At 37.8% G+C, this 17485-nt stretch carries 11 protein-coding genes; 1 reads left to right on the top strand and 10 read right to left on the bottom strand.

The genetic code is table 11. From position 1 onward, the window contains the following. Positions 1 to 17 precede the first annotated feature (17 nt). The 10 genes from K6V30_RS15355 to K6V30_RS15310 all read right to left on the bottom strand — a co-directional run bounded on the left by K6V30_RS15355 (position 18) and on the right by K6V30_RS15310 (position 14769). The gene (locus K6V30_RS15355; protein ID WP_008761349.1) at positions 18 to 1517 is read right to left on the bottom strand and encodes a TolC family protein; all 1500 of its coding nucleotides are present in this window, start codon (positions 1515 to 1517) and stop codon (positions 18 to 20) included. Then, a complete protein-coding gene (locus K6V30_RS15350; protein ID WP_055269404.1) occupies positions 1514 to 4621 on the bottom strand; it encodes an efflux RND transporter permease subunit in 3108 nt (1035 codons plus the stop codon). The genes K6V30_RS15355 and K6V30_RS15350 overlap by 4 nt, the downstream gene beginning before the upstream one ends. A 26-nt stretch (positions 4622 to 4647) precedes the next feature. Then, the gene (locus K6V30_RS15345) at positions 4648 to 5739 is read right to left on the bottom strand and encodes an efflux RND transporter periplasmic adaptor subunit (RefSeq protein WP_010538230.1); all 1092 of its coding nucleotides are present in this window, start codon (positions 5737 to 5739) and stop codon (positions 4648 to 4650) included. A gap of 149 nt (positions 5740 to 5888) precedes the next feature. Beyond that, positions 5889 to 7514 (bottom strand): O-antigen ligase family protein, encoded by a 1626-nt coding sequence (locus K6V30_RS15340; protein WP_055269403.1) that lies wholly within the window; start codon positions 7512 to 7514, stop codon positions 5889 to 5891. 18 nt (positions 7515 to 7532) lie between these two features. Then, positions 7533 to 8408: a signal peptidase I gene (gene lepB, locus K6V30_RS15335; RefSeq protein ID WP_010538232.1), complete on the bottom strand. Its 876-nt coding sequence runs from the start codon at positions 8406 to 8408 to the stop codon at positions 7533 to 7535. Further along, the gene (locus K6V30_RS15330) at positions 8401 to 10281 is read right to left on the bottom strand and encodes a glutaminase domain-containing protein (protein WP_055269402.1); all 1881 of its coding nucleotides are present in this window, start codon (positions 10279 to 10281) and stop codon (positions 8401 to 8403) included. Before K6V30_RS15330 ends, lepB begins: the two co-directional genes overlap by 8 nt. After that, positions 10272 to 12284 (bottom strand): hypothetical protein, encoded by a 2013-nt coding sequence (locus tag K6V30_RS15325; protein WP_010538234.1) that lies wholly within the window; start codon positions 12282 to 12284, stop codon positions 10272 to 10274. Before K6V30_RS15325 ends, K6V30_RS15330 begins: the two co-directional genes overlap by 10 nt. A gap of 16 nt (positions 12285 to 12300) precedes the next feature. Then, positions 12301 to 13179 (bottom strand): DUF1573 domain-containing protein, encoded by an 879-nt coding sequence (locus tag K6V30_RS15320; RefSeq protein WP_055269401.1) that lies wholly within the window; start codon positions 13177 to 13179, stop codon positions 12301 to 12303. Then, positions 13176 to 14351, bottom strand: a complete 1176-nt coding sequence (locus K6V30_RS15315; RefSeq protein WP_055269400.1) for a 6-bladed beta-propeller — start codon at positions 14349 to 14351, stop codon at positions 13176 to 13178. Before K6V30_RS15315 ends, K6V30_RS15320 begins: the two co-directional genes overlap by 4 nt. Positions 14352 to 14472: 121 nt before the next feature. Further along, a complete protein-coding gene (locus tag K6V30_RS15310) occupies positions 14473 to 14769 on the bottom strand; it encodes an NVEALA domain-containing protein (RefSeq protein WP_055269399.1) in 297 nt (98 codons plus the stop codon). Between the two features lie 1256 nt (positions 14770 to 16025). Here K6V30_RS15310 and K6V30_RS15305 point away from each other — a divergent pair. Further along, a complete protein-coding gene (locus K6V30_RS15305) occupies positions 16026 to 17480 on the top strand; it encodes a hypothetical protein (protein ID WP_130061589.1) in 1455 nt (484 codons plus the stop codon). Positions 17481 to 17485: the final 5 nt, after the last annotated feature.

Raw genomic sequence — 17485 nt, 5'->3', positions numbered from 1 at the left:
TATCCCAAAAGAAATTACTATCTGATCAGTCTCCCTCCATTAAAGTCGAAACGATCCGAAAGAGAAAGCTTCGTAGCAAAATCGAATAAAGTCAGACGACGTATTTTATAATAATTCAGCCAGTAGTTCTGCAAGGCAGAAATGTAGTTGCGCTGCGCCTCCTGCTGCCTGTTGAGCGAAAGCGTCAGACTATTAATATCCGCTTTACCGATAATAAAACGTTGCCTTGTCTCATTATAAGCCAGTATCGCCAGGTCCAGCGCTTCTTCCGCACTGGCAATCAACTGCTGCTGGATATTAAAATCACTCACCGTCATGATGACTTCCTCCTCAATACTGATCTCATCCTGACGTGCCGAAATCTTCACTACATTCAGATTATTCCGTGCCATGTTGTATTTGCCCTTACGAACGCCCCAGTCCAGCAGCGGAATAGATACGCTGACCGCTACCAAGTCCTGCTGCATCGGTTTATGATACACATCTCCGAAGTTTTCCGCCACCTGGTTGAAACCGATACTGGCATTCACGCTGGCATTGAAACGGGATTCCTTCTTTGTTCTGTCCACATTCCGCTCCGCTTCCAGTACATTCTGCTTCAGTTCCAGCAACTGCGGATTATTGCTCCTTCCCCATCTCAAAGCCTCATCCACCGGAATCTCCATCATACTTGGGCGTGAAGGAAGCTCCAGTTCGATCTGGGTATTCTTATCCAGATTCAGAAAAGATGCCAGTGAGAACATTGCCCGTTTCAAGGCGCTTGCCCTATTCTGCAATGTATTCTGTGCATTCACTTTATCCAGCTTTAAAGTCAACAGGTCCGCCTGTGAAATAGCGGCGATCCGGTGCCGTTGCTGTCCGATGCGGTACAAAGTATCCGTAGATGCGAGGTTCTCCTTTGCCAGTTTGTATTCCGCCTGCGCCATCGCCAGCGAAAAGAAATAATTCGTCGCCGTTTCCGAAACCTTTTCCACATTATAAAGAAATTCCTTTTTCACACGCTCGTATTTCAGCGGTTCGATCTTCCGGTCCCATTTGAAAGGATTATACCCGACCAGGCTCTGCGAATAACCGAGCCGTATCGGGACGCTGGTAAACTGCGTCGCACTATTATCCCCGAAATTACGCATATAGGCAAGGTTCGACTCCAGATAGAACGTACCTCCGGTCAAGTCCAGATTTTGACGGACACTTAATCCTCCATAGGCATAATATGACTGTTGCGTACGGTAGACATCCAGGTCCTGTCCCGAATCATAACGTTTCGTGATATCCCGGTTATATTGTGCCGGGGTAAGGTCCATTGTCAGACTCGGCAAACGGTTTGCCCGGTACGTCCGGTATTCCCAATAACCGGACAGATACATATTTTGTGTGCGGAATGACTCCAGCGAACTGTCGTTAGCTAAAGCGATAGTCTGGTTCAAGTCCAGCACCAGACGTTTCTGGGCATATACTGAAGAGAAACATATCCCCGATGCTGCCATCAATACAAAAAGAACGGATGATTTCTTCATAATTCAACATGTTTTTCATTTGGTTTGTGATTCCCGCTTTTTCCCCGATAGATAAACCAGTAAAGCAGCGGTATGATAAAGAGGCTGACCGCCGTACCGATGGACATCGTGCCTATCATGGCGATAGACAACGGCTTTTGCAGTTCCGATCCCATATCCGAGGAGAACAGCAACGGCACCATGGCAAAGATGGTCGTCAGCGAAGTCATGATAATCGGACGCAGACGCCTGCGGCCTGCTTCATGAATAGCTTCCAGCAAAGGAACGCCTGCCTTGCGCAGTTCATTGATCGCATCCAGTTTCAGGATAGAGTCATTGATTACAATACCACAGGTCACAATCAGACCGATGGCAGACATCAGATTCAGCGTATGCCCGCATATCCAGAGCAAGAGTAAAGCAAATGCCACATCAATCGGGATTTCCGCCAGTACCAGCAACGGCTGCAGAAAACTCTCGAACTGTGCGGCAAGAATGAAATACATCAGCAGCAGTGAGATCAACAGGATCACGACCAGTTCATCCAGCATCTCCTTGTTGGAGAAGATACTGCCGGAGAAGCCCGTATCCCAGTCCCCTGTTTCCTCCGCCACCTGTTTCACTTCACGCATCAGCCGGTTCGCATCCTGCACGCCGTAAAAGTCGAACGGGACATACTCGCCATTACGTCCGGAAGTAATACTTTTCAAGTCTTCGGCGGGAGCTACGTTGATCAATTCCCGAAGCGGGATAAAATCGACATTCCCACGGTTGTCCGGTTGCGTCTGCACCAGTGTTTCCTGCAACACCTCGTTCACAGTCTTTTCATCCCCGGCAATGTTGATCGGCAAATATTGCTGATAAGAGTGCAGCATCGTCACACTGTTTTCCCGGAAAGCCGTTTTCAATACCCGATACAGTTCGTTGTAGGAAACACGGTAGAGCAAGAGTTTCTCTTTACTGATACTCAGATTCAACTGGTTTTCGAAGGCGATACCTGTCGGATTGATTCCGGTTTTTCGTCCCAGTTCCTGTTCCACGCTGCGGATTGCTTCCGCTTTGGGGGCTTCCGCTTTATTACGGGTGTAAAATTCCGCCACCACATCCGGTTCACCCGTCACAAAGAGTTTCTCAAAGACCGTTTCCGTCGGAGAGAAAGAGATGACAGACAGCGGATAACGCTCCTTCAGTTTCCTGTATACCGTCTGTTCCAAAGGAGCAATAGCGTCGGAAGTCTCCGTACGGAAATAAAGTTCCGCTTCGGAAGAAGACAGTTCCCTTTCCCGATTGAGGATGAAATCCTGTCTGCCAATAGAGGCTGTTTGCTCCAGTACTTCATCTTTCAGTTCCTTGAAAAGTTCATCCACCCGTCGTTTGTTTTCATCCACATGGATATTCTCATTCCATTCTATCCGGGCGATCAGTTCATTTTCCTCGATATCGGGCATCCGTTCTTTGTCTATAAAGAAAAAGAAGAATACACAAAGCGGAATGGAAATCACACAGAACAGTACACTGAACGTTTTATGGCGGAATACCCAGTCAACACCCGCATCATAGAAGCGGTCCAGCGTGTGATCCTTGATCGGGTTATTAAATTTGAAAGAAAGCCACTTCCATTTCCGGGTGCGGACACCTGTCCGGTAAACCAGCAGATAAAGCACGGGAAGCAGCATGATACCGGTGAGATAAGACACCATTAGTCCTACAGTGACAGAAAAAGCCTGATCAAAGAAAATAGCGCCTGCAATACCGCTCATAAAAATCAGTGGGGCAAAGACAGCAATAGTCGTCAGAGAAGAACTCAGCATGGGGGTGACCACTTCACTGGTTCCCGTCACACAGGCACGGCGCAAGGAGTATCCCCGTTCACGGTATTGCGATATATTCTCGGTCACAATAATCGAACTGTCAATCATCATTCCCAATGCCAGGATCAATCCGGCAAGTGAAATGATATTGAGAGACATATTGCAAAGGTAGAAAAAGACAAAGCTGATCACGATGGATACCACCATACTAAGTCCGATAACCAGCGGAGACTTTACATCTCCCAGAAACAGAACCGCTACCAGACAAATAAAGAGAAAACCAAGAGAGAGATTCTGCTGCAGATTAGAGATGGTATAGTCCAGCAGTTCCGTCTGATTACGGCTGATGCTGAAATCAATCTCCGGGTATACTAACTGAAAATAGGTCATCGTGCCTACCAGCGCCTGCTTCATCTTATCCATGTTCTCATCCGCCTGTTTGATGACGGCAAGGCTCACCGCTCGCTTTCCATTGGACAGGGATACTCCTTTTTCCTTTACGGGTACGACGCTTACTTTGCAGAAGTCTTTTAACTGTACGATGCGGTCGCCCTTACGCAGATAGATATTTTCCACATCCTCCGCCGTACGCAGCAATGTCGAGAATTTAATATTGTATTCATAATACCCGTCTCGCACTGTCATGCTGCCCGGTTCCACATTATTAGAGGATAAAGCCGATTCGATATCTCCAATGGAGAGTCCCATCATGGCGAGCTTGTCCTTGTCGGGCACAATCTGTACCTGCCGTTCCAAAATTCCGGTCACGTCCACCATGGCAACTTCTTCAAGCTGCTCTATCCGGCGCTTAATGACAGACTCGGCAAACTCACACAATTCAAGGAAGGAGTGCTGTTCCGTAGCTCCGTAAGCACTGTCATTCTTCAGTGTCAGATTCAGATAGAATACGGGAATATCCGTTGCACTCGCTTTGATTACCTTCGGACGTTCCGCCTCTTTCGGAAGATAGTTCATGGCGGCATCTATCTTCTCATTTACCTCGATAAAGGCAAGGTCGGTATTCGTTCCATATTCAAATGACAAGCGGATAATGCCCGCCCCATCTCTCGATTCACTATGAATATCCTTCAGGGTAGAAACTTGAATCAATTGCCCCCTCAAAGGTTTGACAATCGTATTTTCCAATTCCCGGGCAGAGGTATTGGCAGAAGATACCTGTACCGTAATTTCAGGAATAGCGATATCGGGAAGCAGCGATATAGGCAGCGTAGAGTACGTCACTACCCCGATAATGAAACAGGCGGTAAAGGCCATCAATACGGCAATAGGACGCTGTATTAAGAATTTTATCATAGATTCATTATTTAATTCTTAATTATTCATTTTACATCAACTTCCGCTTCATGCGCCAAATTCAAGTTTCCGGTGACGATAACCGTATCTCCTTCCAGCAGACCATCCTCAATACCTTTCTGCGACCTATCGGAGACCACACACTCCGTTGCATTCTCCAATCCTGTATTTACATAATTCCACATAGCCTTGCCCTCTTTCAGGGTAAATACCACTTGTTTGCCGGAACGCAATACGACGGCTGTTTTGGGAATAACCAATTGCTCTCCCAATGAACGGCGGACACTTACCTTTACATTCATACCGCTAAACAGCTTTCCTCCCGCATTTACCGCAGCCTTGACTTTCACCATACCATTGGCATCCACCAACGGATTAATCTCAGAGACACTTCCTTCAAATGCTCCCCCACCGGCATAAGGAGTAATTACCACTTTATCTCCTACCTTGATAAAAGCAAGTTCATTTTCCAGCACCGTGAAATCAGCTTCCATTCCTTTGGAATCAATAATAGTACAGAATGCTTCAGAAGTATTTGCCGGATTATAGGGCTTTGAAAATAAATTGGCTACCACGCCGTCAAAAGGAGCAATCAATGTAGCATGTTCCATCTCTCTTTTCGCCAGTTCATATTGGGATTTAGATTGCTCATAACCACTTTTTACTTTGGCTATTTTCATCGTTTCGACAGGAACTTTATTAAAATCGTCAGGAGAATACCCCTGTCCGATCAGTACGTCTTTCAATTCCAGTTCGGCTTTCAATAAAGCATCTTCAGACTGAGACAATTTCTGCTCCAGACGGAATTTATCCAAATCAGCCAGCTTCTGCCCTTTCTGTACACGATCGCCATTCTTCACATAGATATGGGCGATGACTTCACTGGTTTCAAAGCGTAGATCGGCTTTGCCACGGGCACTGATCTTGCCGTTACTCATTAGTTCGTGATTAAATGCCTTTCTTTTCAGTATTTCTACAGTCACCTCATTTTTAGACATAGGAAGAACGGTGGAAACACCCTTTTCCGATTCATCCTCCATATTTTTCTTGCCGCTACAAGCTGTCATCATAATCAATGCAGAAGACAGACAGATCCATGCTAACTTGTGTTTGTTCATTTTTTATTTTGTTAGTTACACACTCAAAAATACATATTTCTTTCTAAATAAAAAGAGATACAGGATGATTATTTAAATAATACTGCGAAAACAGTAAATCACTCCACAAAATCAAATTCTGATATTTAGAAAACATTATCATTATCAAATTATTTCTTTATAAGTTTCTTCACTTCTTCTCTCATCTCCTTTATTGCAGTAGATTGCACTTTCGGTTCCTTCGTCAATACAATCTGAACCGCCTGTTTTAATTTCTCCAGATGTCGATATTCCGGTTCCACATAAAGTTTCGCTAACAAGTAATACGGATAAATCCGTCCCGGAAGCCGATGAGTAGATCGTATGAAATATTCTTCGGCTTTCTCATATTCTCCTGTAGCCTGATAATTCTTTCCTATTATATTCAGAATCATAGGATCACAACTATGCATCATTGCTTCTTTCAGAACTTCCGTAGAATGATCATATTCTTTCAACTTATGTAAAGAATGACCATACTCAAACAAAAAATCTCCCCGGTCATTCAATTCCGGATAAATTTTCTCATACCCCTCTTTGGCTAAACGAAATGCACCTATATTATAATACATTTTACATCTAAGCCATTCTTCACAGGCATTATACTGATTATATTTCCAATAGTAACTTCCCAACAGAGCAATCATTACAGTAAAAAGATAAATATGTATTCGTGACTTTCCTACCACACAAGCAGCCAGCAAAAAATAAAATGCTATCGCAAATCCGGGTATTTGCATCGGATAAGACGAAAATGCAAAAACTAAAACAGAAATCAAACCTGCACACGCACTTATTTTTTTTTCAGTTATCCCTTTCCAAAGGCAAAAGCTAATAATCAACAACACAACCAATAGAAATAAAACTCCATATTCTACAGCTATTTGCAGATATTCATTAAAAGCATATTCAGGACTTCCGGCTACCTGTTCCTCTGTAGCTGTAAACTCTGTTCTAGCAAAATAATTTTCCTGAGCCATTCCATAAGCCGATGCAAAGTTTCCAATACCATGTCCTAAAAATGGCTTTTCCGCAACAGTCATAGCGCTCACTTTCCAAATTAACAGACGGCCATTAGCCGAACCTACTTTTAATTGAAAAAGAGCATAACTAATTATTATCAGCACTATTCCTGCTGTTATCATAGCCAGAAATACCCTTTTCTTATACCTCTTACCTATCTTTCTTAAACGAGTTCCCCATGAACAGTGTATACCATATACCCATATTCCAGAAACCGCAACGGCTATCCATGCCGAACGGCTCATACCTGCCGGTAAAACACAAAGAATTAACAACAATACTCCTAAGGCCATATAATATTTACCCCGCTCTACCCAAGTATGTTTCTCTACTTTTCTCAAATTCAACCATTCACTCAAACAAATCGGAAATACCATCGCTAAATATCCAGAATAAGGTCCCGGATTGTAAAAGGAGCCTGTAAGCGCATATAATGAATGATTGGAAACAGCTAAACCGTATATCTGCCATAATCCCCAAACAGCCTCAACTCCACCTAATAGAATAAGAGACCAAACGACTGATAAATAAAATGTATTTCCTCCTCTTTTGTCTAAACATAAAGAAATAAGACTACATATTACAAACACAATAGCCATACGCCCCCAATATAGCTTCTGATAAGCCATATCTCCGACCGCAATAGTATAAGACGAAACAGTTACCACGCTCAAAATCGCAATGACTCCGAACAGCATCAATAAATGAACGTTATATTTATTCTGTAATAACATTTTCTGTTATCTCCTATTTTATTTGATCTTCATTAAAATCCGCTCCCAACGTACCTGATCAGTATACTTTTCTTTTGAATTCCAAATACGGGTAGCTTTGCCTACAATATATTCTTCCGGCAACATTCCCCAATATCTGGAATCTTGCGAATTAGCCATATTGTCCCCCGATACAAAATAATAGTTCTTTTTAAAGCAATACTGATGAATAAGACTATCTCCCATAAATACCTGCTCTTCTTTTAAGTGTATTTTTTTCTTTTGCTCCCAAGCAATCAACTGCCTGTATAATAAATAATTAGTACGGTTCATTACTACTATCTGCTCTTTTTGCGGGATAGGTAATGGTCCGAACTCCCGAATATTCCACCCTAAGCTTCCATCATAAGGAAATGTTCCCACTACGATTCCTTGTTTTTCCGGTTGCTGTAGTTTGGCAAGATATTGCTGAGCTTTATAATTTCCCAACTGTTCGTGACATCCACGCACTTTATAAAATCCTCCTCTGATTTCCAATGTATCCCCAGGCAAAGCTATACAACGCTTCACATAATACTGCATTACGTTCATCCGGATGCTATCCCACCGATTCATCTGATAAGGGAAATTAAAAACCAGTACATCATTTCTCTTAAAACTACCTAACCCCGGTATCCGGAAAATAGTAACGTCTTTGTTATCCAAAGCAGCGAACACGTTAAATAATCTGGCCCCCTTTATCATTTTATTAACTAATATTCTATCTCCATCTTTTAATGCAGGTTCCATAGAATCCGATGGAATTTTAAACGAGGTAAAACAGAATAGCTGTATCAAAAATAGAATTACTATAATACAGAATAGTAAGAATAGTAAATTCTCTATTATCGCTAGAATTTTCTTCACCCTACTCATACGCATCTTTTAGTTGAATCAATTTACGATAAGCCATCAATCCCAGTACACACTTTACGTGTTCGTCATTTCCATCCAATAATTCAATAGAAGGAGAAGCATTTTCTGCCATCCTCTCTTTCAGATAATTTGCCCATAAACACAAGTGTTCCCAATGCAATTCAGCATAACTGAAATTTTGTTCTGCCTCTACAATGGCTAACATCATCATTAACATATTAGCAGCAGCTTCCTCTGCACAATTATCTGTTTTTACTTGTTTACTTGCAACCGGATATAAGCCTATATCATAAGGTGGATATTTCCTTTTCCAACGCTCATCTTCACAATATTCGAATATCGGATTTAATAAACTTTTCATCCAATCAACACGATTAAAAAATAACAAGACAGGAAAATTCTTATATATTTCTCTGACATTACCCAAAGTATCTCCAAAACAGAATGACTTATGATCCGAAGATAACACAAACCTATGGGAAGATATAAAATTACGGTAAGAAGGAAGAATCTGTTCAGCAAATGTCTTATCACTCACTTGAAATGCCTTATTATTCCACAGTTTATCCAATTTATCACATTCTTCCCTTAGTTTCTGATACTTGTTTCCAACAGCCATCATTAATTCTTTAACCTCTCCAGTTCTATTGCTATTCCAAAGAGGTTGTAAACGCTCACCAACATATTGTATCCTCTGTCCTTCTCCACATCCTATTAACAATATGCCTTTATTTCCATTTTCTGCACACAGTTTTTGAGACAAAACAACATGACTATCATCGCATGAAAACGTTGTTTCATCCGCCGTCATACCTAAATATAAACTATCAGACTTGACAAACCGCCACTCTTGTTCAACCCAACTGTCAATCTTCCTCTTGCCAAACATCCATTCCATATCCACATCGAACAAAATTTCTACCGTATGCTCCTTTTTATCTTCTGTACGAACTTGATAGGAAAGGAAACCGACAGGCCACCCTGTCATATTCCACATCTCCGACAAAGAAGGTGAAACAAAATCAATCTGAAGTTCTACATCCCCGCATTGAAATACATAGTGAGTTTGAGTAGCTTGTATATCTATTTGTTTCAATAGGACCGTATCTGCTTCACTGTAAGTTTTATTTTCAATATACAGACCAAAATCCAACAATGCGGGGCCTCCTGTGTTACGTCCATAAGCTGCCAAAACATTTGTTCCATTACAAATATGAGCAATAGCTTCATCTGTTAAACGTTCACATTGTGTTTGATATGTTATTCCTTTTTCAGAGAAAAAATCTCCATTCCAAAAAAGTTTTATCTGATCATCGCAAATATAACAGACATAAATTTTATGCCCTTCTAAAGTATCTTTATTGTCAATCTTAATATGCCTGCGGACATATATATTTTCCGCTCCCCATGCGGTACGAATATTTGAATTACCTTTTACAGGTCCAAAAGCACCATTTCCTTCTTTCCAAAAAGAATCATCATATTCCTTTTGCTCCCACCCTTTTCCAGGAAACAAATAAGAATATTTCCCCGACCATCCGACACTGTCATTTGCAAGAGGAGCTATAGGAGATATACGTAAAGAATCTCCTCCCATAAAACGATAAGTCCTACCATCTATCCGTAAAATTCCTATCACTGGAAATAGCTTTCCAGACTTCAATCGCAGATAATGTTTATTCAATGCATCTCCCGCCATTTTTATAGAGAAATCAGGAGTAATAGCCAGCAACATATGTTCATCAGGAACAATACCAATAGAAGGTACAGCCTCCTTCTCCGAATGGAAACAAGCAGATAGCAAGACAATTATTCCTAATAAAATGATTGTTTTCCACAATATAACAAGTTTAATTGTAAGTCTTATTTCCATAGTTGCTCTCCCTTTTCATAAACAAAAACTCTTTCATCTACGCCACGCGTATGATTACGTAAGAACAAAAGTGCATTTCGAGGAATTCCTCTATATACTAATGAATCAACTGTAGCCTTGATTCTTCCGGCGGATTTCCAGTATCGGTCACAATAATACAACTCGTAGATATCACCAGGACGAATATAATTATCCCTGTTGCGGGGAGTATAGACAATACGGTCTATCTGCACCTTCCTACCCAAATCAAGTCCTGCCCATCCTCCGGTAAATTTGAAATAATCAAAAGAAGTCCACGTTTTTCCATCAAACACATTTGTATATTCATGCGTTCCATCATGCTGATAGCATCCGGGAGTCCCTATTATTTTTCCAAACAAGGCTGCAGAATCATTTTTTTCATAAAATGCGACTTCAGCCACATTACATAATCCTCCGGGAGGACCTACATATCTGATATAACGATATTCTTTATTTGTCGAACTTCTTACTGTCGTATTCAAACGATCAGGCTTACTTTGTATGATAAATAAAGTATCCCTTATTGCAAAATTCGATTGATTACTGCCTTCAAAAACACCCCCTATCATTCGATCACGAAATATATTTTCTCCATCTATATTACATTTAGCATACAATACCACATCTTGTGTATCTCCTTCGACAGAGAAATAATGCTGTTCATTCTTCTGCTTATCCACATAAAAAGGATCAGTCAAAAAGTTCAAAGTACCATTCTCATAAGTAGCCACCCTCATTAGCGTACCTTTTCGTACATTTCGGAAAACCAGATGTCCCGCATCGTATTCAGTCCAATCAATCGGTATCCAGTTATTTCTATTAGTAACACATAGATAAGCTATTCTCCCACTACTCTTATTCCTATAAAGTTTTTCCAATGGAATGACTAATTCTTTTTCAAAAGAATAAGCATATTCATAAGTAACATCCCTAAATTTCGGTAAACTCCAAAATGGATATACCTTTTCATTATATTTCGCCATTTGCTCATATAATTCTTTGTTTATATCAAAAGTATATCGATACACTTTTGGACTATCATCCCAACGATACCACCAGTTTTTGCGAACCATTCCCAGATTCTCCGGGAAATTAGCCATATATGCTTCACCTGTTTTATCCCAGGCTACCAACCAAAAATGCCCGGCATTAACATAGCTACGTACAGGAACAAAATCAATTGTACAAGGAATTCCCAAGGCTCGAAATAAATATACAGTAAAATCAGTCACTTCCCGACAGGTTCCTGACAGGCATTGTACATATTCAGGTCCGATATGCCCGAAAGAGTAAGGAGTAGTTGAAGTATAATAATGCCACTTATCAGGTAATGTATTTATTAAGTAATTTGCAGCTACTACCGGATCTTCCATATCTAACGAATCAGACGTCTTTAATGAATCCAACAGCTGATTATATTTATCATAATACATTTCACGCCAATAGGCTAATACCTCATCATCAATACGATAAGGCAACAAATACTCACAAAACATTTCGAAAGATATATTCTTTCCCCACGGTTGTTCACGCCAAACTTTAAAAGCCCACTCAATATTATTGCACAAATAAGCTGAATCGACTTCCAGCAAATCATATTTTTTATCTAACTGTCCAATTGGACCAAATGTTTTTTTCACAGAGTCCGCTACTTCTTCAGGAGTTTTTCCATGACTATCCTTCAGCCACGCATAATACTTTTTGTATTTTTCCAATTGTTCTCCATGTGTATAGGAGTGATATGGCATATTTTCTATCAAAAAACATGCAGCCTTATATTTCAGGCTATCAGTAGCATCCTGCTGATAATAATAAAGTACTTTCTCAAGTTCTGTGCGATTACCTTTTGCTATACGCAAAGCAAGTTCCAAAGAAGATATAGACTCTTCCTTGGAAAACACTTTGCCTACAATAAAGCATCCTAGTTCTATAATCAATACTACTATAACAACATGTTGAATATATTTCCAAAATTTGGCCATATCTCTTCAATACTATTTATTCAGCATTTCCACTTATCTTCAATCGAAGCGGTGCATCCTTTATATTACAATATATAGTGATTGTCTTATCAAAATGTTCAGGATGTTCAGCTTTATATTTTATTTTCATACTTAAAACCTTATTAGACTGAATCGGTTCCTTAGAATATTCTACCGAAATACAACCACAAGAAGTTATCACATCATTCATCACTAATGTATTTTTCCCCACATTAGAAATCTGTATCTCGACTTCTTGTGCATCATTCCAAGAAAAAGTACCTAAGTCTATTTTTGTTTTTGATATGGATACATCAGTTAAAAGCTGCTTATCATAAGATGATAATACCGTTTTTCCCGAAATAATATCTAAATACATTTTCTTTACATTATAGTTAAGTATTGGATTTCCAATTGCTATAATTTTATCATTTTTATCGAGAAGAAATGTACATAAATGCTCTTCATGTAAGAAATTATTCATTCTGTTTAAAGAATCCATTTCATCTATAAACACAAAGCGATCAAAATGGTTATCTCTTAAATGTTTAATAAACTTTCTTTTCCCCTTTGGATAGAATACCATTAAACAGTTCACCTTATTGGGGTAAACAGAATCTATTTCTTCTAACATCTCTTTCCATCTTGGTAATTGCAACTTACAGCTCATACAACCAATTGTATCCACATAATTCAATATAGTATAAGGGAGTTTTTCTCTTTCATATTTCATTATAACTGTATCATTAGCATAAGACGTTAGGCACATATTATCAGGAAATCGAATCGCCTTTCCACTCCACTCATTAACTAAACGTGTTATTTTATCTACCCTCGACTCCTTGCATGAAGTTAGTAATATAGTTACAAACAACAAACTTATTAAACGTATCATTTTTTTAAATAATATTTTACTATTACAGGATTATCATCTTCTGTCAATTGCTCCATCTTTTGTATTTCGTCAGGTGCCATTAATTTACGAACTACAACTTCAGATATCCTATCAGGTTGACAAATAGAAAGTAATACATTATCAACTATCCCAAAACAAGGATACATTATGAAAGGCTTGCCATCTTTTACTAGAAAACCTTCTTTTATTTTTCTGTTATAAATAAAATGACTTCCATATCCTCTATCGGTCGTTGTTAAATAAACATACACATAATCATTATTGAAAAATTTAAGTACCGGCAAAAGCTTCTGTGAAGAATATTTCAAAAATAAATATCTCTCTGTAGCCTCTTTTGTAATTTCTCTTTTTTCTTCATCAGAACTATTCCTCTTTCCTACTGCCCGTCCAGGTAAACCATCAGCCTTGACTTCAGCATCTCCCATATCAAGATATATAATCGGGGTAAGTTTCTTTTCTTTCGCATCTATTTGATAAAAATAATAATTTACTCCAAATGGTACAAAATAAAAATGCTCACCTATACGATAAAAACAATCATTACTCATTGTGTTTCCAGAAATAGTTCCTTCATAATTAGCATTGACTGATTGCTGCGTTTTTAAGTCAATAAACGATACTTCTTGATTTGTCCATACAAAAGGATGATTGAAAATATAATTATCTGAATCTAGCGCCATCAGATAATCTACAGGAAACTCTGGTTTAAATTGTCTCTTAGATAAAAGTCCAAATGTCGGACTATAAGTATATACTGTTCCATATGGATTGAGCATATCAATCCCTTTTAAATAAGGATTAAAATTAATGTCTAATACCATATTGTATTCTTTAGGACCCTGACCATTCATTCTCTTCGAATTATCAATGTATTTTCCATTACCAGAAAAAGTAAAAACAAATTGATCACTAGTATAAAGAGCATACATATCCATACTTTTATTATAAATGATTTTATTACATTTATGAAAGATAGATGAGTCGTTGGTCTCTAGAGGAACAATCTCTATTTTTTCTAAAAAAGATGAAGCATCTTTAGAAACTTTATGCACATCTACGGGTACTATTTCAACTCCATCTGGTACGTTTTTATTACTTGCAGTACACGCAACAATAACAATTGCCAAGATTATTACACTTATTTTTTTCATTGTATCACATTTTTATATAGGAACTGACTAGAAAGTCCAATAATTCTGATTTACAGACAAAAGTAAAAAGTAGAATTATCAAAAGCTCTTCTTTCTAGTCAGTCTCACAAAATCTATACTTCTACTCGCAAGGAGTAAGACAAGTATCACTCATACTACCAGAAAATCGGCAATCTTCAGGATGATGAAACCACCCTAAATCACAATCATCATACTGATGCCAGCATCTACCAGGAGGAGTATTTTTTTTCCCATTACAAGTAATTTCAACATCAGGAGATTCATATTCAGCTAACGCTTCCACATTAGCTAAGACCAGATCAGACAACTTCACATTATTCTGTGAAGAGTAAACTGTATATCCTCCAATTAAAATAATAACAAACAATGAGATTACAGCTACTAATTTCTTTTTCATAATAAACATTTTACTTTATAAATTAAGACTCACATTTCTAAAACAATAGCAAAAACTTATTTGCTAAAAATCATATTATTCTTACCTTTGCCTCACCTCCTTTTTTTGTGGAGTTTAAGGAGCAGATGATGTTCGATAATCCGGCAAGATTTAGCAATTCATCATCTTGCTCCTTTTTAATCAAATTAATTATCTCATCCCTAACCATAATAGAACTTAACTATTGGCTGATCATTATTTACATCCGTATCTAAAGCCTCTACATACACAGCTATCTTTTTCATATTATTTTTGTTTAATAGATTAATTATGGAAGCAAAGGTAAAAAACAAGGTATGAGTTGCCAAAAAAAAGAGCTGACCATTTCGGACCAACTCTAAATTCCCCATTTCATCGACATTTTGGGGTATTCATTATTTACTCAAGACTCCTTCAGAGAAACGATTGATAAGTTTCGTTCCCTCTTATAATATCTATTGATTTGTTCATTTCCTGAAGTAAAAGACGTAAACGCCCTATCGTTTTATGAATTCGGTATGTTGTACCTGTTTTATCCGGTCACAAATTTACCATATTATAATTATCCTTTAAAATGTATCCGTTTTCCTTTTCTTTTAAAAAGAGCCATAATAAATGACTAGGCTGAGTTGGAATTTTCTTTCTTACACCATCTACTTCTATCATCTTTTGTTCCGCATGAAATACAATATTTTCATACAATATATAAGAATGAATGGGAGTGCCATTTATTTCTTATACAACTTTTATTATTGATATTTGTTTCACTATTAGTACCTCTATGAAATATAGATGAGTCGTTCGTTTCCAAAGACACAATCGTAACTATTCAGTCTAATATTCTGTAATTTTGCTCAAATTTTATATGTTTTAGCAGTAAAATGCAGCAAATTAAACGAATTACAAGCAATACAAAAGAAAGCATACGCATTGTTACACATTTGCCAGCAAGATATATTGCTCAAATTACTGATAATCAATTAATATTTTGGCTGAATAGTTTCTAATTCTTAAAAAATAGACTTCCATATAGCACATTAGCAGAGTAGCGCATTCACTCAATTAATTATATATACAAAAATAAGCAATGATAAGAACATTCCCAAAGACAAAATCTGACCATTTCGGACCAACTAGAAGCATACCAGTTTTTCCATATATATGCATAATAATCCATGCATATTTATATCAAGATTCACTACATTTGCAGCAATTATTTTACTATAAGTTATCATATTATGAAAAAACAAATTCTATCCTTGATACTATTTTTGCTAATATATATCTATATTGTTACATGTACCGCATGTTCCAACCGTTCTCCATCGACCGATCACATAGAAGCACTATTTAAAGAATATGGAATCAGAAAATACAACTATTTTATAACAGATGACAATAAAACTCTGACTAAAAATAATTTTAATGAAACAACTAATCTTGGAGAGAAATGGATAGAAACTTTATCTCTACCACTAATTCTAACAAAAGAAATAAGAAATGAACATATAAATGAAGATTCACTTTTACGTTGTTACATGTCTATACGAAGTATAAACAAAGAAAAACTCTTGGTAAAAGATATTATACATATTCCCGAGAACCAGCCTTCAATACTCCCTCTATATAATGAAAATATATCATTTTATATGAAACATTTGATTCATAGGCAATTCCCCGAAGCTTATAACGATTTCTACAAAAATACATTAAAGATAGAAGAGAAGCATTCATGGAATACAAAAAACATATTGACTACGACTAAATACATTTCTTCGTATTTTGACGAGCAGAATATTACAGAATACATGCCGATAGGTAAAGATATTCCCAATCTTTTTCCTACATGGTATGTAGAAAACATATACCAATTGGCAGGCTGGTATACATTTAGGCTAAACAAGCATGTAGTACTGTGGAGTTCTATGTCTGACGAAAGCCAGACACTTCTATGCATTAAATTCATCGATTTAAGAAAAACTATCGCTATCATATATCCTAATAAAGAAGGATTATCTCCTTTTGATTCTAACGGAAATCCAGATTTACTACTATCTCCTATTGCATTGGATATATTGAAGAACACCTTTGAACCAAATTATTGTAAAATAGACTTCAATCAGTCTAAAGAAAAACTTTGTTTACAGCTAAAAGAGAAAAGAAAATCACCATACATAGCATTATATATAAAAGAATTACAATCGCATATCAGACTAGCAAGCAGAATAAACAACCATAATGAATACCAAAAACTAAAAGAAGTTTATGATACATTGTTCCCTCATTCGCTTCCCTGTGATTATCTAAAAGCATCTCCATTAACAGCTATCAACTATGTATCCGACAGAATGAATGCTTCACGATATTTTATACTAAATGAAGAATCCAATATTACAATTTTTCATTCAAATCAGCGACGTAAATACATAGCCAAAGATAAAAGTACAAATGATTCTATTGTTTTTGCCGACAAATGCTGGATAATAAAGGAACAATCACAAGAGATAATTTGGAAACCTGCCATGACAAACAATATCCCTGTACAAATTATTGGAGTTGAAAAATATGACACAATATTAGCCCCTGGCAAATATATTGTACGCTATGAGTCGGATGGAAAGCACTCTTTTGAATCTTGGCTTAGTTTCCCTCCACTCATTGATGACTATGGTATACGTATTTATAAAAAATAAGAAAA

Source organism: Bacteroides faecis, from assembly GCF_020091505.1.
GTDB classification, from domain to species: domain Bacteria; phylum Bacteroidota; class Bacteroidia; order Bacteroidales; family Bacteroidaceae; genus Bacteroides; species Bacteroides faecis.
This window is presented reverse-complemented; position numbering and strand designations above follow the sequence as displayed.